Genomic DNA, 20,312 nt, shown 5'->3' on the forward strand with positions numbered 1-20,312 from the left:
CATGATCGGATACGGACTTTCATACACCGCAGCACAGCGGAAACTGTCGCGTGAGACAGTATTTGATTTCACAGGCGGGAGCTTGCCCCTAAACGTGAGTCACTCTCGAAGCACGGGTGCATATCATTTTGACCAATCAGCGAACATCTCTGAAGTCGCCTCCGATGTACCGCGCTTCGACCATGATCCAGTTACGGGAGTCGCTTTGGGTCTGCTTTTAGAAACGCAAAGCACCAATTTAATTGCGCACTCCCGCGCCAATACAACCAATTGGATCAAGGATGCATGCAATGCGAACGCCTTATCTCTGAACGCGCTTGGCGAATTTGACGGTGTGGAAGTATCTTCTACAGGGATGATTTGGGGTCGATTGAAAACGATCTTCAACGTCACCGCGGCGGAAACCTACGCAATCACCGCGTATTATCGCGCCGGTACCTCTCAAAATGCTCGCTTCGCATTCAGTGGCCTTCCTGGAGGTGAAACGCACTTTTCCGGACCAGTTGGCAATCTATCCGAAACACGTACGCAAATCGGATCAGTCACGGCATTCGATCAGACACTTCTTGCTGACGGGACCACCTATCGCGCCCGCTTTTTCTTCACGCCGAACGTGAGTGGTAGTGTTGAGTTCGGGCTCGGTCCACAGAGCGGAACATCCGGTGACTCAATTATTCTTTTGGGAGCACAAGCAGAGCATGGGAATGCGCACAGCTCCTATATTCGAACGACGGGGCAAGTTGCTTCGCGAGCTTCCGATATTTGCGGTGTTGCAGGATTGAGCGGCATTTATGATGTGACGGGAAAATATGGCGACAGTTCAGAAGAGGTGTTTGTAGCGCAATTTGTTTCGGCTGGGTATTGGCCTCCGCTTACAAGCAGACACCTACGCTCGCTTAGGTTTTCGCCAGTTTGACCTGCCGCTTTGTGAATTGAGTTGTCAGTAGTTTCTCATATTGAACAAGCACTTCCTCCCATAGAAAATCCTCGGCATGCCGCTTCTTTGCGGCGTGCCGAGCGGCTGCAAGTTTGGTATTTTCTGAAAGAACAATCTCAAAGATTTCTCTAAGCTCGATCTCATCTGAAAAGTAAAATTGGTCAGAGCCAGCAACCCATCGATTGAACGAATTGCTATGGGCAACTACCACGTTACCTGCGCCAAGCGCTTCGGCCAGCGATGGGTTCGTCCCTCCGACCTGATGACCATGTAGATATGCGCGGCAGAAATATCTTAATGCGCTTACTTTTTCTGGATCGTAGATCGCGCCGGGAAAACACACATTCTCGCTAGCCGCTTTCTTAACCGAGTTGTGATATGGATTGTCGTCATCAAATCGGCCCAGGACGACCAGTTTCTTTTCAGTTGAAATGCTGGAGAAAGCCCTAACCAATTCAAGGATCGAGTTTTCAGGCTCGATTCGTGCGATCGAAACCAGGAAAGAGTCTTTGCAAAGGCCAAACTCAGAGAGAGCAATCTCGTCAGCATGCTCGATCGGGTTTGCGCCGTATGGAATCATAACTGGATTCTTTAGGCATCTTTTTCGAACATGGCGCGCGATCTCGGGATGATCGGCAATCGGGACATTCGCAATATTTGCGCCGATAACTTCATTTAGAAAAAACCATGCCTTTGCCCACAAGGACCATTTGGCGCGTTTCCACTCGATCCCGTCCATATTCATATAGACGCACCGCCCCCGAAGGCGCTGGACAACGCTAAACACGGCCGTGTTATAGCCCAAAACCAAATCGACGCCGGGCTGCTTAAGAACATCGCGCGTGCAAGCCCAGTCAAATTCAATCGTTCCGCGCGGGCCTAGGCTTTTGGGGGCAAAAAACCTGCGTTTGATTCCTCGCCAATGATCCTCTTCCCAGGCGCCGGATTCGCCGTGATCTTTCTGGCAATAAACCAACACCTCATGTCCTTGACGTACTAGGAAAAGCGCCAACTCTTCTGCGAAAGTTTCAAAACCTCCGTGCGCGGCTGGAATTCCCCGTGTTCCCATTATGTTAATCTGCATGCGAACAAAGCTCCCGTGCCAATTCCGAGATTCCATCTTTCAAAGGTGTTTCAGATGTCCAGCCGAAGTTGAGTTGTGCCCGCGATGTATCCAACACAATATGGGGCGGATCGAATGCTCTTGCAGGAATACGATTGACGACAAGTGGCCTGCCCACCGCAGCTTCAACCGCTTCAACGACTTCGTTTAACGAAGTCCCTATTCCAGAACCGCAATTGTAAATCCCAGATTTGCGACATTCGACCGTTTTGCATAGAAAACGCGCCAAATCACTCACATGAAGGTAGTCCCGAACAACACTTCCATCTCCAAAAATCTTGCTAGGATTGCCCTGAATGGCATTTACAAGAAATGTCGAAACAACGCCAAGCACCCCCACTGAAATTTGCCCCATACCGAAAGGGTTTGAAGGACGAACAATGGTTAATTGAACGCCAGTTTCGTTGGAGAATAGCTGACAATATTTCTCGGCGCACAGCTTTCCGACGCCATAAGCGCTGATTGGCTCAAGAGGGTGATCTTCTCGGATGCTTTGCTCTCCGCTAACGGCACCGTAAACCGCACCACCAGAGGACAGAAACACAAGGTGCTTCAGGGATGGGGCATCTTTCAACATCTCCAGAAGCTTGAGCGTTCCAACAACGTTTGCTTGCACATCCCCTTGCATGTCTGCGGTGGCGGTCTTGGGAACCGATGACCATGCCGCATGGACAACCGTCTCTACGCCTTCCAACCATTCGGGGTGCGCCGCCAAGGCTTCATACCCGCCAGGCAGGTGCTGAAATTCCTGTCCGTGCGCGAATACTGGCCGCGCCTTTCGAGAAAGCACAGAAACCTCATGGCCCGCCTTCACGGCCCGGCCAACGAAGTGTGATCCAATAAAGCCATTACCCCCCGTGATCAGAATTCGCATGAATTGCCCTTTCGTAGGCCGACAAGAGGTCGGTGTAGTAGGCTTGATCCGAAAAGGTTTCATCCGACCAGAGCTTTGCGTTCTGACCCATGCGCGCTGCGTCCTTTGTCGAATTGTTAAGTGTGTCTAAGGCCTTCGCTAAAGAACCAACGTCCTCAACTTTGAAAACTAATCCGCGCTCGCCGTCCGCGACCAACTCCGGAATGCCTCCACGATTTGCACCGATTACCGGACGGCCAACTGCGAACGCTTGATTGATCACATAGGGAAAGTTTTCATGCCAAAGCGATGGAACAACAATACACCGCGCCCGCTTAAGTATAGGGGTTAATGCGTCCCCCCAAACTGGCCCCAAGAAGTCAACTTGATCCAAATTGGAAGCCCGTTTCGTTGATTGAAGCCGCTCTAGTTCTGGTCCGTCACCGACAATCTTTATTGGAACATCAGGACAAAGCTTTGCGGCTTCAAGCAATAGCGAAACTCCTTTTTCTTCGACCAACCTTCCGAAATAGAGCGCATATCCATCGTCTTCCGTTGAATGCGTGAAGTCCTTGCTGTTGAAAGGGTTTCTTAGCTTGCTCCAGCTGAACTCGCGACCGGGCCAGAATTCGATTGTTTTATTCGCCATGAAATCAGAGGAGAACGTGTAATGATCGACCAACTTTCCATAGACATTTCGGCTCGCATGGAACTGCGCCTCTAGTGCACTCGCGACGCTATGCGCATAGTTATCTTTCGCGCATCTGTTCTTAACGGCGTTGAAAAACTTGCCGCCGGCACAATCTTCGCAAACGCGTCCGTGATGAAACAACTTATAGTTCGGGCAGATGTGTTTGTAATCGTTGCAAGTCATAACCGTCGCAATATTCGCTTCTTTTGCAGCGGCTAAAATTGATGGGCTTAAATGCACGTGAACCGCAAAACAATGCAGTAAATCTGGTTGGAATTTCTTCAGAAGATCAGCCGTAACCTTCTTGGCTTGGGTTGACCAAATTGCTTTAGGCAGATTTGCAAGTTTTCGGACAGGCGACCCGCTATCGTATTCTGGCGGGTCGACGAATGTAACTTGCGATGGGCTAATTGCCTCCGACCAATCCACGTCATCCGGATTACCTGTTGTAAGAAAATGAACTTCATGACCATTCTCTTGTAGTATGCGCGCAGTTTCTTGCACGAACACCTCTGCACCGCCCACGAGGTTGAAGAACTTATGAGCCAGTAGAACGCGCATATTCATCTCTGCTAGCTGGAAACAAAACCTCTTCATCGTGCTCTATTCGCGGCTGAACGCGATCACAGCTTTCTCGATAACCAAGCTCAACCATGGTTTCGCGAAACGGTGCCACGATTATGGGATCAAGCGCGACGCCTGGATAATATGAAACGCGAGAGAGCTTTGACTCCGCATAGCGAAAAAAAGTGTAGTCACTTTTTAAGCCGCAAAACTCCAACAGGCGCGACAAGGTTTTCGAAGGTTGATTGCATAGGTCTTCGTACCTAACGATATGAACCGACTCGGGTTGAGAGCGCGTTACGGACACGGCCGCGCGCATTGCCAAAATCCATTCCACTGCGGCCCTATCCCGATGATCTGTGAACTGCCGAATCTGGCTTATGTAAGGGCACAAATCTGGATGTAGTGGTACAAGCTCATCAACGAGCAAACGCCATTTCCGATCATCTCGTCCCCACCAATCATGTGTTTCGCCATTTTTTGACAAACCATTCTTTGCCGACCACTTGTCAATCGAACAGCAGGTATCGACACCATTGCGAAGCATCGCGATAAACTTTGCATCCGGGAAGAGATCGAAAACAAAGCGATCTCGAAAAACCAACTCTGGATACTTATCGACAACGCAACGCGCGCGCCCCCAGAACTGCGCCCATCGATACACGCGAGAGACTTTCTTCGCGATCAATTGTGAATCCTGCTGAGGCTCCACAACGACTGTAGCCTGCCCTTCAGTGTAACTTCCGATCAGATCCTCTTGTGGATAGGCGAAATGCCACAAAGCTTTTGGCTCATTCAGAAAAACCACCTCTCTGTGTATCGAGAAAAGCTTGCCCAAAATTGTAGTTCCGCTTCGACCAGTTCCAACTATGAAAACCACCTGACCGCGCCGCTTCGGCGCAGGTATTACCTGCGCTAACCGATAAAGCGCGAAGACCAATCCGTTAATCCACCTCCCTTTTGTCGTAAGTGGGCGTCCCTCGATGAACGCATAGGAAAACAATCTACCTGGTACTTTCCACGGGCGGCGGAGCAGCATTTCTTTGTCGATCTGAGCAACCATGGACTATCCCATTTCCGAAGTTGGCGTTGTCACAATGACGAGCAAACTAAAGTATAGAGTCAGCAACAGGGTCTGCCCCAGAAGCGTGACACTCAGTACGCAGGCGGCAAAAAGACTGAGGGAAAACGCGACAAATAGCCTGCGAGCTCTTACTTCCCCAAGCGCGCCCACGTGACCTGATTGTCTAAGGCAGCGCGTAATTTCCAAAACAATTGCAAAAAGGAAGAGCAGGCCAAAAACGCCAGTTTCGACAAATACCTCAAAGAACATATTGTGAAGCGTTAACCCAAAATAGTTATAGAATTCAGAGTGCCCTGGGCCAAAACCAGAATACCAGACAGGCATGGCAGCACTCAAAGACATCTTCCAATTCACCACGCGCCAAGCCATAGAATTGTCGACCAGATGATAGCTGTACACGTCACTCGATATCTCACCAAAAGAGGTAAATATCTCAAAGAGTGAAAACAGATCCCGCGTCCAAGGAAGAGCGTAGATCATACCCATCGACACGCCTGCCAAGAGCAAGAAGGACACACCTCGAAGCCGTCTAGGAACGTTATAAGAGGCCAAAACGACGATGATGATCGCCAGCATCAGCCAGGCCGTTTGAGCAACAGCAAATGTCATGGCAAGAAGGCCCATCAATCTAATCACATAGTCAGTGACGCTTTTAGATCGATCAAGTTTCAGGCGGAGAATTTCGTCCGCCACAATCGCGAGCAGCATTAACATTCCGAACAAAACAGGGTGGCTCGAAACGCCAAACGCGCGAACTTCTCCGGCAATTTGAAAACGATCCGGAGCAGCTATGATTTGCAAAACGCTTATCGCGAATCCGAAGCCGATAAGGAAGCGAACAAACTGCCGAAGCCTTTCCACCGCATATTGACCGCGAAAATAGATGGACGCGAATCCAACCCAAGCCGCAAGATATACAACTCTAAACACCGCATCCAAGCCACGTGCGATTTCTGGTGGCGCAGTAATGATGAAGCTCAAAACCGAAACGAACGCAAAACACAAAAGATAAACAGTAAGCTTCAGATAACGCGAACAGAAGACTGGCGATGACAACGCCAACAAAGAAAATGTAGCGAAATTCAAGAAAGTGAGCGGCGCGGAAAGCCCAACATTAACCCAAACGCCAACTGCACCCAAGACAACGCGCACGCTTAGTAGCAAAAGAACGAGATCTACGGCGAGTTTTGGGCTGATGCGATAGTCAACACGTGGCTCGAAACCGGGCATTATTGAATTTGCAGGTGAGCTATGCATGCCGCAGAGCCTTCGTGGGGGCTTTCAAAGAGAAAGGCGCGAAGCCCGTAAGCTTGTAGGCCGTGTAAGCAACGACAGCCTTCTTAGCCACAACAGCGATCAAACGCGCGCCTGCAACAAGCACAATTGATCCCGACAAAGCGGCAATGGCCATGAACATTAGCCCAAACACTAGGCCCCAAAACTCAATTTTTCTTAACGCTCTTTCATGGCCCGTCATCGCCAAGAACGCGTTCCCAAACCCTAGGCTTGCCTGCAAGACTTGAGCGAGAATGAGGATTGTGAGCGCAGTTGCCGTTTGGGTGGTTGCCGTTGCAAACAACATTGAAACCAAAGGGTATCCAATCCAAATCAATGCGCCGATTAGGATGCTTATGCTAACAGAAGCAGCTGTCGCAATGCTCGCCCAAAACTCCAACTTCTCGCGGTCAAATTTTGAATGCGTGGCGGACACAAGTGGAGAAATCACTAAATATAGCGCGAACGTAACAGTGCTAACTGCTAACGCAATTCGGTTTGCCGGGAAGTACTCTGCAGCGGCAGTTTCAGAAATCATCAGACCAACAATTACGATATCGACTGTGGTCAATCCGACTGCAGCAACTTGCCCAATCATCAGATCAAAACTACATTTTGCGCGCTGTGTCAGCAAACTCGCCGGCTTGGACAAAGTGATCCACCGCAAACGGAACCCGAGTTTTTGACCTTGCAACAACAGGAACAACAATAGCACTGCAACAAGCAGCAGTCCCATCGAAGCCGCGGATATCTGAACATCGATTACAACTAGCCCGCCTGTAATAATAACGACAGCCAGCCGCCACAAAATCTCTCGTGGCGCCAAAGACCAGAAATTTTCTCCGCGTGCGCGGGCAGCGCCCGACCAAGCGAAACTAATACTCAAGAGTGAAGATAGGGCCAAAACAGCGATTGCTAGTCGATAGTCAAATCCGCCTAAAAGCAGCAACATTGAAGCCGTGGAGCCGCAGAATATTCCGCCCCAGAATGCCCAGTTTGTAGAAACTGCAATTTGCTCTTTGAACCCTTCGCGATCGGGCGAAGATTTAGATAGATCACGAATGAGCAAATCGTACTGACCAAAAGAACCAATGGCCGAGCAAATCATTGCGAACGAAAGAACAACAGCCAATTTGCCGTATTCACTCGCAGGCAACGCAAATGAAAGAACAGAAACAAACGCAAGCGAGACCAGCAATGATCCCGCTTTCAGAAGTATAGCACTTATACTGTCTGAAATGAGTTTACGTGCGCTTGTATTGCTCTCCTTCATATGAGCCTCGGCAACTCCGCCATAACAGGTTGCGCGCATTGAGTTTCAGGAAAGTTAACGCCATCGACGCAGAGTGAGGCCAGATAATTTCCGTAGTTTGTCTTTGAAAAAAGAGTGGCTCTCTGCTTTAGCGCATCGCCGTCAATCCAGCCGGATTCAAATGCAATTTCATCAGGACTTCCAGTTAACATGCCCTGCCGCGCCTCTAGAGTTCGAACCAAGTTCCCCGCGTCCAAAAGGCTGCTGTGCGTACCCGTGTCGAGCCATGCATACCCTCGACCCATTGTTCGAACATCCAGTTCACCCGCATGCAAATACATCTCTAGCAAGGACGTAATTTCGAGCTCACCGCGCTCCGACGGCCGCACCTCTCTTGCAAGCTGAGGAGCTTTTTCATCAAGGAAATATAGGCCGGTCACCGCATAATTCGATGGGGGCACCGTTGGCTTCTCGATGATCTCTAGCGCCTTTCCACGGTCATCAAAAGCGACAACCCCGTATCGTTCGGGATCAGAGACATGGTACCCGAATACCGTTCCTCCGGCGCCTTGGGAGTTTGCGGCCTTTAGCTGTGTCGGCAACCCATGACCGAAGAAAATATTGTCACCCAAAATGAGCGCGGACGGCGCGCCATCAAGAAACTCATCGGCGAGGATGAAAGCTTGGGCGAGACCATCCGGCGAAGCCTGAACGATGTATTCAAGACCAATTCCCCACTGGCTCCCATCGCCAAGAACTTCCTTGAACTGCGCCTGATCGCGGGGCGTTGTTATGACTGCTATTTCTCGAATTCCCGCAAGCATCAAGACTGAAAGCGGGTAATAAATCATAGGTTTGTCGTAGACTGGAAGTAACTGCTTCGAAACGCCCATGGTGATGGGGTATAGTCGCGTTCCCGAACCGCCCGCGAGAATGATGCCTTTTCTGTTTTTCTGTGTCATGCAGAGGCTCCCATTTCGTCAATTACTTGTGTTAAACCACCACGCCAGTCTGGTTGTGCAACTCCCAGATCGGAGAGATTTTCGCAGCAAAGACGCGAGTTTAAGGGGCGTTTAGCAACGGTAGGATAGTCTCGCGATTGAACCTCGGTAACCATGCATTCGATATGTGCTTTTGCGAATATCGCTTCGGCAAATTCTGCCCATGTTGTTGTAGGAGTACCGGCAAAATGGTAGATACCTGCAGCGCTGGCATCGGCCTCTAAATGCGCAACCAATTGCATGCATGTTTTAGCGATTTCGGTGGCCGGCGTTGGCCCGCCGAACTGATCGGCTACGACTAGAACTTCATCGCGCTCTTTGCCGAGGCGAAGCATAGTTTTGACGAAATTTGTCCCGTAGCTTGAAAACACCCAACTGGTTCTCAAAACCGCTGACCGACCTCCAGCATTGAGAACACCCAACTCTCCTTCGCGCTTTGACCGCCCGTAGGCGTTCACCGGATCAGTTTCGTCCCCTGGCCGCCACGGCAGATGGCCTTCGCCGCTAAACACGTAGTCAGTCGAAATGTGTACAAAGGGGATACCGAGAGAGGCACAGGTTTTGGCCATAATTCTCGGAGCTTCAGAGTTAATCAAAACCGCTTTTCTCTGCTCTGTTTCGGCCGTATCCACATTGGTGTAGGCCGCGGCATTGATGACGGCGACAGGGCGCAATTGCCGGATTATTCCTTCGCTCTCTTCCGGCCGCTCAAGATTGACTTCATCTCTACCAATGCAATGCGCTTTGTCGAATTTGTTAAGCTCTCTCGCCACTTGGCCGTTTTTACCAAAAACCAAGATCATGCGGACACTCCCAGCCGTTCTCCGGCGCCGTCTCGCATCAATAGGGGTGCCCACCAATCTTGATTGTTCAGATACCACTCGACTGTTCTGCGCATGCCTTGTTCGAGCGTTACCGAAGGCCGCCATCCAAGCTCATTGCGAATTTTTTGCGGGTCAATCGCGTATCTGAGATCGTGACCAGGCCTGTCCCTGACAAAACGTATTTGCTCTTTATACGGCTCTTGCGCGGGGCGCAGATCATCCAACACAGCGCAAATTAGGTTAACGATCTGAAGATTCGTCGCTTCGTTTTCGCCACCGATGTTGTAGCTCTCAGAAAGCGCACTTCTCTCAAGAAGGTGTAGGAGCGCATCCGCGTGGTCTTCGACAAAGAGCCAGTCACGAATGTTTGCGCCATTGCCGTAGATCGGAATTTCCTTGCCGGCGAGCGCATTAAGGATAACTACCGGAACCAATTTTTCAGGGAATTGCCGTGGGCCGTAATTATTTGAACAATTGCTGAGCACCACTGGCAAACCGTAAGTCTCCGCCCAAGCCCGAACGAGATGATCGCTGGCAGCTTTGGACGCGGAATATGGGCTGTTAGGGGCGTACGGCGTTGTTTCAGAGAACATTCCCGTTTCTCCGAGTGTTCCGAAAACCTCGTCGGTCGACACATGGTGAAACCTGAAGTTCTTGGGCTGACCTGATTCCTGCCAATACGATTTTGATGCTTCCAGTAAATTAAACGTGCCAACGATATTGGTTTCGATGAACGCACTTGGGCCATCAATGGACCGGTCCACGTGGCTTTCTGCTGCAAGATGCATAACGGCATCCGGCTTATGTTTTACAAAGACTTGATCAAGCCTTGATCTGTCTCGAATATCCGCTTTCTCAAAGCTATAGGCCGGATGATCCGAGACATCGCTAAGGCTTCTGAGACATGACGCGTATGTGAGCGCATCTAGGTTGACGACCTCGTAGCCTCGTTTGAGGGCCAGCTTCACAACTGCTGACCCGATAAAACCCGCTCCGCCTGTAACAAGTAGCTTCATGCGCAGGCCTCCAAACTAAACGGACACTCGACAATTTGAAATGCGGGCGCAGTAGCGTCTTTTTCAGAGATAATCGGCTTTTGGCCTTCAATCGGCCAACGAATATTCGCGCTATCCCACGCGATAGTCCGATCATGATACGGCGCATAGTAGTTACTGCACTTGTAGAGAACTTCAGTGTCATCTTCCAACGTCAGGAAGCCATGCAAAAAGCCCTGTGGCACAAAGAGTTGTTTACCGTTTTCTGCACTTAGCTCCTCGGCGTACCACTCTCCATAGGTTATTGATCCCTGTCGAAAATCGAGCGCCACATCAAAGATCGAACCACGCGTACAACGAACCAGCTTTGCCTGATCAAACGGGGGCTCTTGATAGTGAAGGCCGCGCAAGGTTCCCGCGCTTTTGGAATAGGAATGGTTGTCTTGCACAAACTCGACGCCGCCGAGAGCCCCCTCGACATTCTTCTTTACGTATGTCTCTGAAAAGAACCCGCGTTGATCTTGAAAGCGGTCAGGCGTAATGACCAACACGCCGTCGAGTGGAGTTTCCTCAATCTTCATTCGTTAATGCCCCGTTCTAGGATACTGATGACAACGGAGCGCGAGCAAAAATCACTCGACCAAACGCTACCAACAGCGCTAGGAACTCGAGTTGAATCAGCCATCGATAACCTAAACATCAATGCCCCGTTTGCTCGAAAATGACATTAACTGTGTTAAGAATGAGTTTAAGGTCGCCGACAAAACTAATTCGCTCCGAATAGATTTCATCAAAAGCCGCGCGGTCTGCGAATGATGTCGTTCCTCTACCTAAAACCTGCCAAAGACCCGTAATGCCGGGGCGCATCGTGTAGTACGCGCGCCCGCCAGCTGCTTTGTAGGCTTGGTTTTGCCCTGTCATAATTGGGCGCGGCCCAACGAAGCTCATGTCACCTTTGAGCACGTTCCAAATTTGCGGGAGTTCATCCAAACTCGTCGCCCGCAGGAAACGGCCAAGTTTGGTAATTCGAGGATCATTGGCCAGCTTTTGGTTCTTGGCCCACTCTGCGGCGATTTGAGCGTCATTCTTGCACAAATCCTCTAATGTCTGCTCGGCGTTACAAACCATTGTTCGCAGTTTAAGGCAGGAGAAGGGTTTGCCACCCCGTCCAACACGATCCTGACGGTAAATACCTTTGCCGCCACCAAATTGGATCAATAGCCAAAACAGAAAAACGAGCGGGGCAACAATCGGCAGCAAGAACACGACCATTATGAGATCGAATAAACGCTTGAACCGTTTCTGATAGAACCCGCCAGAACGAGGCGCAGGAAACTCATAACACACGCTTAGGTTGTTCATTTCCGCGTCAAAAGACACGTCTTTCACAGTCAAACCTCCCAAAGGTCAGACACCGCCACCCTGCAGTATCGCACAACTGCGTATAAGTGTTAGGAACCACTCAACTTAAAGTCGAGTAAAATTTTAGCCAACTGGTCTTGGGATGCAAAAATGTCTCAAATAGTACCGAATAGTCGCGAAAATATGAACAAATCCGCAATCAACGCACAACTATACGATGAAACAGCGACAACGGCACAAAGCGCGAAAGCTTGAATATCCATGAAAATGGACGCGGAAAGCTGGTTGAGAAGCGCCCAGATTTCATCGCGTTGACGACGGCGGTCGCTGCTTGGTCTGGTTCCATGATCGAGGGCATGTCAAAATCGTTCTTATCCGTAAGTCGCGTTTTTATGAAACCCGGATTTACAACTTGAACTTGAATATCTGTACGGGCGACATCTGCTTTGATGTTCTCCGCAAGATGCATCAATGCAGATTTGCTCGCGCCATATCCAACGGCCTGTGGCAATCCGCTAAACCCTGCGAGCGAACCAATCAGGACGATATGCCCTGCCTTGCGCGCGCTGAAGCTCGGCATCACTTCACCAAGCACGCGAAGCGCGCCTTGAAAGTTGACATCCGCCATTCGCAAAACCTTATCGTTTTGCCAATCAAGAGCCCCAATCGGGTCATATGCTCCAGCACAATAGATAAGCCCATCAATTTCACCAACTTGCTGGGACGCCAATTCCACCGAGTTTTTGTCACAAACGTCCATGACAACACAGCGAGCGTTTGGCAGTTCACCCGCAAGACTTTTCAGGCGTTGCTCGGAACGGGCCGACACCACGAGTTTAGCCCCTTCATTGCTTAAGCTTTTTGCAAGCGCACGGCCAAGACCTTCGGAGGCACCAACAATCCAATAGGTTTTTCCGTTAAACATCGGAAGCTCCAAGAGGGCGCATCGTTGCAACGAGTTCAGCGACCTTGAAACCAAATTTCCTCATCTCGGATCGATTGATAATCGTCCCGTTGTCGAGTTGGTACATCCAATCTGTGACCGAAAGAACGTGCCCTCCAGCGGTCTCAGGAAGCTGCAAGCGATATGTGAGGCGCGCAGCAGAACCAAGTTGCCGTCCCTTCGCAACGCCAACAATATCATCTGCAGTCGCTTCGAAATATCCGTTTTCTTTCACCGTGATACGCCAGTTACGTGACTGCTCTTCGCCGTTGGCATAGGTGAATACTTCATGAATGTTGCCAGCGTCTTTCGACCACTTTCCATCCATGGTGGCGACGAACCGAGAGGTCACAGACCCCATCGGGCCATAGATCACACCTTCACAGAGAACAGCTCCATTAAAAACTTTGCGTACGTCAAAACGGGGACCGCCTTCAGCATACTGTTCAAGTTTCTGGCGCTTAAAGCCGGACGAGAGAAGAACGAAGAGCAATGCCCCAAAGAGGAGTAAAGAAATGGTGGTCATTTGGATACCTCGGTTTCGGGTGGCGCGGGCCGTGTTCGATAGGTTGCTCCTTTGAGCTTTAACCTCAGCGCCTGCCAATAAATCAGGGCAACCGTTCGCGCGGCGCCAAGCGGCCGCCGAACAATCGCACCCAATATGCCAGTGTTTGTAAGTGGCTCACGTCCACCAGACAAAGTCGCAACCAATCCTTCATTTCCCCGCGTATGAATGATCCGTATCGAAATTTGATCCGGCCGAATATCGAAGCCGAATTCATACTCCCCCTCAACAAGTTGATAGGGTGAAACATGCAGTTTCTTCTGACGTTTAATCCGGTCATTCGTTGTTATCGGGGTTAACCCTTCGTTGAAGCACAGATAGGAGTGCCGATCACCGAATGGTGTTGAGACTTCGGCAATCACTACAATCAACTCATTTTCACGCATCATCAGCCAAAAACTGACTGGGTTAAAGACATAACCAAGAAAGCTTGGTTGCGTGAGCAAAAGGATCTTGGTGTCGGCTGCTTCTATCTCGTTCTCGACCAACACCCTCCTGACCCACTTTGCTCCGTCACCATTTGCAACTTTGCCACCGTGGCTCCGGTCATTGACCGAAAGCAGGTTGAACCTATTCCGCGAGAACAGGCTTGGTGCTGCATTCTTCGCTTCGGCGTCAAGCAAGACGTAGTCAACACCATAGCGGAAGCGATGCTGAACATCGCCGCGCCGAATATGATGGGTTACACCACGAATATGTTCAACAGCGGAGGTCATGCTGTCTGCATCTCCATTGCGTCGGCAATCCGTACGGCACTTGCAAAACCATCCTCGTGAAATCCGTGACGTGTGTACGCCCCTGCAAACCAAGTTCGATTTTGCCCCTGAATGCTCTTCAACGCATGCTGGGCCTTTAGAGCGGCTCCATCAAAAACAGGGTGCCTAAAAGTTTTTTGGTCATAAATCAGCTCGTCCGGTACCGGCTTAAGCGGGTTAAGCGACACGAAAAGAGGATCATTTTCGGGAATGGCTTGGAGCCGGTTCATCCAATAGGTCACACCGATTTTCGGCTCGTCTTTTGTTGAATTGGCACGATAAACCCAGCTTGACCAAACAGAACGGCGCAACGGCATTTGCGTTTCATCACGATGCAGGATGACTTCATTGTCCTGAAAGCGAATTGCAGAAAGTGCAGCGATTTCATCTGGTGTTGGATTCTGCAGGAGCTTTAGCGCTTGATCTGAATGGCATGCAAAGATCACCTCATCAAATTGTTCAGGTGCTTGAGCCGAGGTTTGAATTGTTACGCCCCCTTCTTTCCGCACAACATTTGAGACAGGCGCACCCGTGCGTAGTGCAACACCGCGCGCGCGCAGGTGATGCTCCAAGCGTGACACATATTCTCGACTTCCGCCCTTTACGGTCCACCACTGATGTTGTCCCGTCGCCGACAAAAGCGCGTGATTGCGGAAAAACTGTACAAGCGTGTGCGCAGGAAAGTCGCGAATTTTGGACGGCGGCGTGGACCAGATCGCACCGCAAAGCGGCAACAGATAAAAGCGTCGAAACCACTCGCCAACGCGAAGATCGTCCATAAGTTCGCCGATTGTGGCGCTGTCGTCTGTGGCGAGCTTCTCGGCTTGGCTGTTAAAATGCCCAATGTCACGGATCATGCGCGCGAAACCTGGGCGGAGAAGGTTGCGCTTCTGAGCGAAGAGAGCACCAAGTGTGGCCAAGCCGTACTCGACCCGCCCATCATCAATCGTCGCGCCAAAGCTCATATCGCTTTTGATGATCGGAACATCCAAATGCTCAAACATCTTCGTCAGATGCGGGTAATTCACTTTGTTGAACACAATAAAACCGGTGTCCACAGGCTGATTGCCATTCCGGCCCGCATGAATCGTTCGTGCGTGGCCGCCCAGTTTCTGTCCCGCTTCAAATAGAGTGACCGAGCAGCGGGTCGAGAGTAGGTACGCTGCGGCAAGCCCTGAAATGCCTCCACCTATAATGGCGATGCGCTTTGGTTCTGAGTGAGGGATATCAAATGACATGGTCTCTCCAGCTTGTTGTTGACTGATATTACGCTGAAAAAAACAGTTCGGATCATTTTTGATCCAAATTTTCTGCTGCCCCGTATTGGAAGTATGATAGTTGTAGAAGCAGAAACACAAACAGCCCTCAAGCCACGGCGGCGCTCCTATGTCTCACCACCAGTGAGGCCTTCGGGTAAAACCCCTTGGCAAATAGATAGGACCGACGTGAACACGCAAAGCGCGCTATCACAAGAAACACAGTGGATGATTGCCGTCCGCGACAATCGCGACAAAGCCGCTTTTGGGGCTTTGTTTGACCATTACGCCGCACGCCTGAAAGGTTTTGTCATGCGTTCTGGAGTATCTTCGGGCCAAGCCGAAGAGATCGTTCAGGACGTAATGCTGACAATTTGGCGCAAGGCAGAACAATTTGACCCGAACCGAGCGCAAGTCTCTGCGTGGGTTTATCAGGTCACCCGCAACCGTATGATCGACATGATCCGAAAGGAGCGGCGCCCCATTCCGGAAGAGCTCACGCAAGAGCCGGACCCGGAACCAGATGCGTCACAGTCGCTCGCACTAGAACAAGAAGCTACCAAGCTCAGAGAAGCCATTCAGCGGCTTAAACCGGACCAACGGGAAATAATCGAGAGGGTGTACCTCGGTGAGCTGACCCACCAGGAGATCAGCAACCAGACGGGGCTACCACTTGGAACAATCAAATCGCGCGTCCGACTCGGGTTGGAGCGCCTAAGACATGAGTTAAAGGGGATGCGATCATGACCGCGATTACCCATCATTTACCAGACCACCTGCTCGCATCATATGCCGCAGGAACACTTCCACAGCCTTTCGCGTTGGTAGTTGCCTCGCATGTGTCACTATGTGACGACTGCCGCGCGTCGCTTGAGGCGCACAATGCCGCTGGCGGTGTCGTACTTGAAACGACGCTGGAGGAACGCCTTTCAAAAGATTTGAAGGCGAGCATTCTAGCGCAGCTTGACGATGATTTCGTCCGTGAACCGGTATATGAGCGCGAAGGCGCACTCCCCGGCCCGGTCATGGAGGCGCTCGAAGGGCAGCCGCCAAAGTGGAAATCTCTTGGGTTGGGCGTAAAGCAATGCATCATCTCTGCTGGAGAGAACGGTTCTGTTCGCCTGCTTCACATTCCCCCGGGTCAAGCCATGCCAGATCACTCTCACGGAGGCCTTGAGCTGACGCTCGTTCTGCAAGGTAGCTTTAGTGACGAAGGTGGACGTTTTGGTGTCGGAGATGTTGAGGTTGCCAACGAGGACGTTGAACATACTCCAATCGCTGATGCAGGAGACCCGTGCATCTGCTTGGCCGCAACGGACGCTCCACTAAAGTTTAACTCGTTTATGCCGCGATTGTTGCAACCGATTTTCAAAATCTAGGCTCCAACAAACGACGAAGAGAAATAAAACCCGCCAACATTGGCGGGTTTTTATGTTTTAAATCAGTCGATTAAAAATAATTCATCACGAAACCGTGATTTTCTGATCCATCTCCAGACGGCTCGCGTAATCGAGATACGAACACAGAAACGGACTAGCAAAACAGTCCAGCAATTTGGAGAAGATAAAATGAAATTTGGTATCAAAGCTACAGTAGCAGCACTCGCAATCAGCGCCGCAGGTTCCGCCGCAACTGCTGACAACATCGTTGAAATCGCAGCAGGCGATGAGCGCTTCACAACACTGGTTGCAGCCGTACAAGCAGCCGGCCTCGCAGACGCACTTTCCGGTGAAGGTCCGTTCACAGTATTCGCTCCGGTAAATGATGCATTTGCCGCGCTTCCAGAAGGCACGGTCGAGACGCTTCTTAAGCCAGAGAACAAACAGCAACTCACCAACGTTCTTCTTTACCACGTAGACGACCGTAAGCTGACCTCAGACATGATCCCTGCTGGTTCAACTTACGTGAAACCAATGCTCGAAAGCGATCGCCTTTGCATCAAAGCCGGCGCTGACGGGGTGATGGTAGCTGACGGCACAGGTCAAATGGCCAACGTTGTTATCGCAGATATTATGGCGGATAATGGCGTAATCCACGTTGTCGACAAAGTGTTGCTCCCCGGCACTAAACCAAGCTGCTAAGCCCTACGGCGCTCCGTCAATTTCGGGCGGAGCGCCACTTTTCAAGAAGTTTTTTTTCATGACCCGCGAGATTCACGTAAACGATAGCTTTCAAACCGACTACGTGTATTCATGCATTGCAGAACCGGGTGAGAATTTTGACCCAGCGTTCCGTCCCTTTCATACCCCAAAACAAATGCTTGAACTCGGCGTATTTGAGGGAAAATACATCAACGATTGCCAAGATGAATTTCCCGACGACTGGTTCGAACACGCAAAAATTGCTGACAAGCCATCTGTTCAACTCAACTATTTCGGTATTAAAAGCCGCCAACCTCTGAGTATCTGGAAACAGAAAGGTTGGATCTACGGGCCTGACCCACGCGGCTGGTTCCAGTGGTATTGCCGCTATTACATGGGCAGACGGTTGGAGAACATCGACTCAATTCAGATCAAGCGCTGGAAATCCTTCGCGCGCCATGCAGGACAAATCAAGGCAAACTGCCACCCAAACGATCTATTCTGCCGACCCAAACAGCGGCAAGCTCTTCTGCAATGGGCATATGATCCGTTTATTTGACGGTTCTGCAAAATTGACGAAATCCGCCCTCAATGCCGCCACGATTTCCGTGTCTAGCAACATCATAGAACGACCAAAGGCCTGTGATGACCAGTACAAACGAACTCGAGAATTTAATCCTGCAGATTGGAAACGGCGACCAAGACGCGCTTTCCAAGCTGTACAATGAGACCGGCTCGCAATTATTCGGATATTGCAATCAAACTCTGGGAAGCCGTGTTCAGTCCGAAGAGGCTTTGTTCGATACGTATCTCGCAATCTGGGCAACTGCTGGCAGCTATCAGGCAAGTGGTCTGGACCCAATCGAATGGATTTTCTGGACCGCGCGTCAAACGCCAAAGTTTCAGGGCGCTGACATGAACGAACCAGATGTCATCGTCCCAATTTTGCCGCCACGGCATATCAAGCTCACAATAAAGAAACGGTTATCGGAACCGGCTGTCGCAACGCCATCTAAAAAGGCACCGCCCAAAGCCCCGAAGCGGAAACATTCCTGGTTTCGCTTCTTTTTAGGTGCCGCTTCCGCACTTATGATAATTCTGGCAATTGGGGTTGCCACGCTTCCCGCGCCTGAGCCTCTTCCCGAAGCAACTCATAGCGCAACCCTTCAAACAGAGAGCGACGATGTTTTTCTTGCGCTGACTTACAACGTAAGTTCCGGCGCCGTACACATCGAGAACCAAGAAGAGCAACACGCGGACAGCACCGAACTGGAGCTTTGGCTAATCCCTACCGGTGCTATTATCCCAGTGTCATTGGGCGTCCTACCTAAGGATAGCACAACTGACTTCATCGTAGCCGAACGGATCCGTTCCCAGCTTGATGGCGGCATTCTGGCGGTCACCGCTAGAGTTGCCTCAGAAGACGTCAATACCGGCGGGCTTTCTGAGATGATCGCCGCTGGCCCTGTTGTAACCGAATAGAATAGGGGCTCAAAACAATGCTGCACTTAAATTCAAGCGTCATTAATAAGCGAGGTTTCGCACAAACCTCGCATCTTTTCGCCGACCAACCGAATTGCGACCAAATTAGATCGCAATATTATCGGAAGAGACTTACTCTATGTCCTCAGTTGCTCCTAGTTTCCCTTGATAAAAATCATCAAAAACGAATTGCAACTAACTTAGGTTCTGTTTCAACGAACCACCAAATGACAAAATCGGAGGCTTAGAAAAAGTCCTTATTGCTAAAGAAATCATAGTAGCAACATGTGACGAGACTTTGATTATCGACACACAATGACCCAATTTCGCACCACATTCCCGCCAGATTCGAATGGCTTCCTAGGCTCAACAGTGTTTTTAGGTTGGGCTATTGTTATGCGGAACAGAATTGAGGGACTATTTCAAGTTAAGCTCGCACGCGCGGTGCGAAAGGTAAAAGCAAGCGCGGCGATCGCGCTTCTCTGTGCTGCTACGGTTGCAGTCGGTTCCAGCGCTACGCAAACACAAGCCTCCGAACGGGTCGACAGCCGTTTTCTCATTCAACGCTCCCCTGCTGCGGCACCAATGGGATTTGCCGGCGTATGCGGGCGCTATTCATGGGCCTGCGCCGGATCGTCAAAATCCGCGAACGTTCAACTCGATATGAACAAGATTAAGAGATTGAACGCGAGTATCAATCGCCGGGTGAATGAAATCTCCGATAGCCAACAGTATCGCGTGAAAGAATACTGGGCTCTCCCGACACGACGCGGAGGGGACTGTGAGGATTTTGTTCTGCTCAAGAAGCGCGAGCTCATCAAAATGGGCTATCCCCCCGAAGCGCTTTTGATCGCAACTGTTCTAGACAAAAAGCGCAATGCCCATGCTGTTCTGATCATGCGCACGTCAAACGGCGATTATGTGCTGGATAATTTGGTAAATCAGATCAAACCTTGGAGAAAAACAGGCTACACTTTCCTGCGCATGCAAAGCCCGAAATCACCAAATAACTGGGTTGCTGTTTTAACAGGTGGCATTCTAAAAAGCTGATTTTTGCTTCTAAATAGAAAAAAGGCGCGCTTCAAAAGCGCGCCTTTTTAATTGGCATGTCGTGAGCCGAGTTTTCAGTTCAATTTAGGTACCGTTAGCCGCATTCTTTTGGCCGTCGCCACCGCTGTTACCGTCGCCACCGCTGTTACCGTCGCCACCGCTGTTACCGTCGCCACCGCTGTTACCGTCGCCACCGCTGTTACCGTCGCCACCGCTGTT

At 50.6% G+C, this 20,312-nt stretch carries 22 protein-coding genes; 7 read left to right on the forward strand and 15 right to left on the reverse strand.

Annotated elements, in window-relative coordinates; all coding sequences use genetic code 11:
• The first annotated feature begins 1 nt into the window (after position 1).
• Positions 2-916 (forward strand): phage head spike fiber domain-containing protein, encoded by a 915-nt coding sequence (locus tag OU789_RS13320; protein ID WP_274655999.1) that lies wholly within the window; start codon positions 2-4, stop codon positions 914-916.
• Here the strand turns inward: OU789_RS13320 and OU789_RS13325 are convergent.
• The 15 genes from OU789_RS13325 to OU789_RS13395 all read right to left on the reverse strand — a co-directional run bounded on the left by OU789_RS13325 (position 897) and on the right by OU789_RS13395 (position 15,462).
• Positions 897-2,021: a DUF1972 domain-containing protein gene (locus tag OU789_RS13325; RefSeq protein ID WP_274656000.1), complete on the reverse strand. Its 1,125-nt coding sequence runs from the start codon at positions 2,019-2,021 to the stop codon at positions 897-899. The genes OU789_RS13320 and OU789_RS13325 overlap by 20 nt on opposite strands.
• On the reverse strand, positions 2,011-2,934 hold the full coding sequence (locus OU789_RS13330; protein WP_274656001.1) for an NAD-dependent epimerase/dehydratase family protein: 924 nt from the start codon (positions 2,932-2,934) through the stop codon (positions 2,011-2,013). Before OU789_RS13330 ends, OU789_RS13325 begins: the two co-directional genes overlap by 11 nt.
• Positions 2,909-4,165, reverse strand: coding sequence for a glycosyltransferase (locus tag OU789_RS13335; protein ID WP_274656002.1), 1,257 nt, complete (start codon positions 4,163-4,165; stop codon positions 2,909-2,911). Before OU789_RS13335 ends, OU789_RS13330 begins: the two co-directional genes overlap by 26 nt.
• Entirely contained in the window at positions 4,143-5,231 is a 1,089-nt protein-coding gene (locus OU789_RS13340) for a sulfotransferase family protein (protein ID WP_274656003.1), read from the reverse strand. The genes OU789_RS13335 and OU789_RS13340 overlap by 23 nt, the downstream gene beginning before the upstream one ends.
• 3 nt (positions 5,232-5,234) lie before the next feature.
• The gene (locus OU789_RS13345; protein WP_274656004.1) at positions 5,235-6,233 is read right to left on the reverse strand and encodes an O-antigen ligase family protein; all 999 of its coding nucleotides are present in this window, start codon (positions 6,231-6,233) and stop codon (positions 5,235-5,237) included.
• 268 nt (positions 6,234-6,501) lie between these two features.
• Complete coding sequence (locus tag OU789_RS13350) at positions 6,502-7,800, reverse strand: lipopolysaccharide biosynthesis protein (RefSeq protein WP_274656005.1); 1,299 nt, start codon at positions 7,798-7,800, stop codon at positions 6,502-6,504.
• The gene (rfbA, locus tag OU789_RS13355; RefSeq protein ID WP_274656006.1) at positions 7,797-8,741 is read right to left on the reverse strand and encodes a glucose-1-phosphate thymidylyltransferase RfbA; all 945 of its coding nucleotides are present in this window, start codon (positions 8,739-8,741) and stop codon (positions 7,797-7,799) included. The genes OU789_RS13350 and rfbA overlap by 4 nt, the downstream gene beginning before the upstream one ends.
• Positions 8,738-9,583 (reverse strand): dTDP-4-dehydrorhamnose reductase, encoded by an 846-nt coding sequence (gene rfbD, locus OU789_RS13360; RefSeq protein ID WP_274656007.1) that lies wholly within the window; start codon positions 9,581-9,583, stop codon positions 8,738-8,740. Before rfbD ends, rfbA begins: the two co-directional genes overlap by 4 nt.
• Positions 9,580-10,620, reverse strand: a complete 1,041-nt coding sequence (gene rfbB / locus OU789_RS13365) for a dTDP-glucose 4,6-dehydratase (RefSeq protein ID WP_274656008.1) — start codon at positions 10,618-10,620, stop codon at positions 9,580-9,582. Before rfbB ends, rfbD begins: the two co-directional genes overlap by 4 nt.
• Complete coding sequence (gene rfbC / locus OU789_RS13370) at positions 10,617-11,180, reverse strand: dTDP-4-dehydrorhamnose 3,5-epimerase (RefSeq protein WP_274656009.1); 564 nt, start codon at positions 11,178-11,180, stop codon at positions 10,617-10,619. The genes rfbB and rfbC overlap by 4 nt, the downstream gene beginning before the upstream one ends.
• Positions 11,181-11,298: 118 nt before the next feature.
• A complete protein-coding gene (locus OU789_RS13375; protein WP_274656010.1) occupies positions 11,299-11,988 on the reverse strand; it encodes a sugar transferase in 690 nt (229 codons plus the stop codon).
• 172 nt (positions 11,989-12,160) lie between these two features.
• Positions 12,161-12,886 (reverse strand): SDR family NAD(P)-dependent oxidoreductase, encoded by a 726-nt coding sequence (locus tag OU789_RS13380; protein WP_274656011.1) that lies wholly within the window; start codon positions 12,884-12,886, stop codon positions 12,161-12,163.
• A complete protein-coding gene (locus OU789_RS13385; RefSeq protein ID WP_274656012.1) occupies positions 12,879-13,430 on the reverse strand; it encodes a DUF3833 domain-containing protein in 552 nt (183 codons plus the stop codon). The genes OU789_RS13380 and OU789_RS13385 overlap by 8 nt, the downstream gene beginning before the upstream one ends.
• Entirely contained in the window at positions 13,427-14,185 is a 759-nt protein-coding gene (locus OU789_RS13390; protein ID WP_274656013.1) for a DUF1365 domain-containing protein, read from the reverse strand. Before OU789_RS13390 ends, OU789_RS13385 begins: the two co-directional genes overlap by 4 nt.
• On the reverse strand, positions 14,182-15,462 hold the full coding sequence (locus tag OU789_RS13395) for an NAD(P)/FAD-dependent oxidoreductase (protein WP_274656014.1): 1,281 nt from the start codon (positions 15,460-15,462) through the stop codon (positions 14,182-14,184). Before OU789_RS13395 ends, OU789_RS13390 begins: the two co-directional genes overlap by 4 nt.
• A 246-nt stretch (positions 15,463-15,708) precedes the next feature.
• On the opposite strand from OU789_RS13395, the gene OU789_RS13400 reads away from it, so the two are divergent.
• From OU789_RS13400 to OU789_RS13425, 6 genes are all read left to right on the forward strand, one after another.
• Positions 15,709-16,227 carry a sigma-70 family RNA polymerase sigma factor gene (locus tag OU789_RS13400; protein ID WP_274656044.1) on the forward strand — a complete coding sequence of 173 codons (519 nt, stop codon included), beginning with the start codon at positions 15,709-15,711 and terminating at the stop codon, positions 16,225-16,227.
• A complete protein-coding gene (locus tag OU789_RS13405; RefSeq protein ID WP_274656015.1) occupies positions 16,224-16,859 on the forward strand; it encodes a ChrR family anti-sigma-E factor in 636 nt (211 codons plus the stop codon). The genes OU789_RS13400 and OU789_RS13405 overlap by 4 nt, the downstream gene beginning before the upstream one ends.
• Before the next feature lie 189 nt (positions 16,860-17,048).
• Positions 17,049-17,561, forward strand: coding sequence for a fasciclin domain-containing protein (locus OU789_RS13410; RefSeq protein ID WP_263951926.1), 513 nt, complete (start codon positions 17,049-17,051; stop codon positions 17,559-17,561).
• Positions 17,562-17,619: 58 nt separating this feature from the next.
• Positions 17,620-18,120 carry a hypothetical protein gene (locus OU789_RS13415; RefSeq protein ID WP_274656016.1) on the forward strand — a complete coding sequence of 167 codons (501 nt, stop codon included), beginning with the start codon at positions 17,620-17,622 and terminating at the stop codon, positions 18,118-18,120.
• An 86-nt stretch (positions 18,121-18,206) separates the two neighbouring features.
• Positions 18,207-19,043, forward strand: coding sequence for an anti-sigma factor domain-containing protein (locus OU789_RS13420; protein WP_274656017.1), 837 nt, complete (start codon positions 18,207-18,209; stop codon positions 19,041-19,043).
• Between the two features lie 396 nt (positions 19,044-19,439).
• Positions 19,440-20,093, forward strand: a complete 654-nt coding sequence (locus OU789_RS13425; protein WP_274656018.1) for a transglutaminase-like cysteine peptidase — start codon at positions 19,440-19,442, stop codon at positions 20,091-20,093.
• Positions 20,094-20,312 lie beyond the last annotated feature (219 nt).

Source organism: Halocynthiibacter sp. C4 (assembly GCF_028823805.1).
GTDB lineage: Bacteria > Pseudomonadota > Alphaproteobacteria > Rhodobacterales > Rhodobacteraceae > Falsihalocynthiibacter > Falsihalocynthiibacter halioticoli.

What these genes read in the sequence shown, in the direction of transcription:
- OU789_RS13320 (WP_274655999.1), top strand. Translation starts at nt 2, where the DNA reads ATGATCGGATACGGACTTTCATACACCGCAGCACAGCGGAAACTGTCG.
- OU789_RS13325 (WP_274656000.1), bottom strand. Translation starts at nt 2,021, where the DNA reads ATGCAGATTAACATAATGGGAACACGGGGAATTCCAGCCGCGCACGGA.
- OU789_RS13330 (WP_274656001.1), bottom strand. Translation starts at nt 2,934, where the DNA reads ATGCGAATTCTGATCACGGGGGGTAATGGCTTTATTGGATCACACTTC.
- OU789_RS13335 (WP_274656002.1), bottom strand. Translation starts at nt 4,165, where the DNA reads ATGCGCGTTCTACTGGCTCATAAGTTCTTCAACCTCGTGGGCGGTGCA.
- OU789_RS13340 (WP_274656003.1), bottom strand. Translation starts at nt 5,231, where the DNA reads ATGGTTGCTCAGATCGACAAAGAAATGCTGCTCCGCCGCCCGTGGAAA.
- OU789_RS13350 (WP_274656005.1), bottom strand. Translation starts at nt 7,800, where the DNA reads ATGAAGGAGAGCAATACAAGCGCACGTAAACTCATTTCAGACAGTATA.
- rfbA (WP_274656006.1), bottom strand. Translation starts at nt 8,741, where the DNA reads ATGACACAGAAAAACAGAAAAGGCATCATTCTCGCGGGCGGTTCGGGA.
- rfbD (WP_274656007.1), bottom strand. Translation starts at nt 9,583, where the DNA reads ATGATCTTGGTTTTTGGTAAAAACGGCCAAGTGGCGAGAGAGCTTAAC.
- rfbB (WP_274656008.1), bottom strand. Translation starts at nt 10,620, where the DNA reads ATGAAGCTACTTGTTACAGGCGGAGCGGGTTTTATCGGGTCAGCAGTT.
- rfbC (WP_274656009.1), bottom strand. Translation starts at nt 11,180, where the DNA reads ATGAAGATTGAGGAAACTCCACTCGACGGCGTGTTGGTCATTACGCCT.
- OU789_RS13380 (WP_274656011.1), bottom strand. Translation starts at nt 12,886, where the DNA reads ATGTTTAACGGAAAAACCTATTGGATTGTTGGTGCCTCCGAAGGTCTT.
- OU789_RS13385 (WP_274656012.1), bottom strand. Translation starts at nt 13,430, where the DNA reads ATGACCACCATTTCTTTACTCCTCTTTGGGGCATTGCTCTTCGTTCTT.
- OU789_RS13390 (WP_274656013.1), bottom strand. Translation starts at nt 14,185, where the DNA reads ATGACCTCCGCTGTTGAACATATTCGTGGTGTAACCCATCATATTCGG.
- OU789_RS13395 (WP_274656014.1), bottom strand. Translation starts at nt 15,462, where the DNA reads ATGTCATTTGATATCCCTCACTCAGAACCAAAGCGCATCGCCATTATA.
- OU789_RS13400 (WP_274656044.1), top strand. Translation starts at nt 15,709, where the DNA reads ATGATTGCCGTCCGCGACAATCGCGACAAAGCCGCTTTTGGGGCTTTG.
- OU789_RS13405 (WP_274656015.1), top strand. Translation starts at nt 16,224, where the DNA reads ATGACCGCGATTACCCATCATTTACCAGACCACCTGCTCGCATCATAT.
- OU789_RS13410 (WP_263951926.1), top strand. Translation starts at nt 17,049, where the DNA reads ATGAAATTTGGTATCAAAGCTACAGTAGCAGCACTCGCAATCAGCGCC.
- OU789_RS13415 (WP_274656016.1), top strand. Translation starts at nt 17,620, where the DNA reads ATGACCCGCGAGATTCACGTAAACGATAGCTTTCAAACCGACTACGTG.
- OU789_RS13420 (WP_274656017.1), top strand. Translation starts at nt 18,207, where the DNA reads ATGACCAGTACAAACGAACTCGAGAATTTAATCCTGCAGATTGGAAAC.
- OU789_RS13425 (WP_274656018.1), top strand. Translation starts at nt 19,440, where the DNA reads ATGCGGAACAGAATTGAGGGACTATTTCAAGTTAAGCTCGCACGCGCG.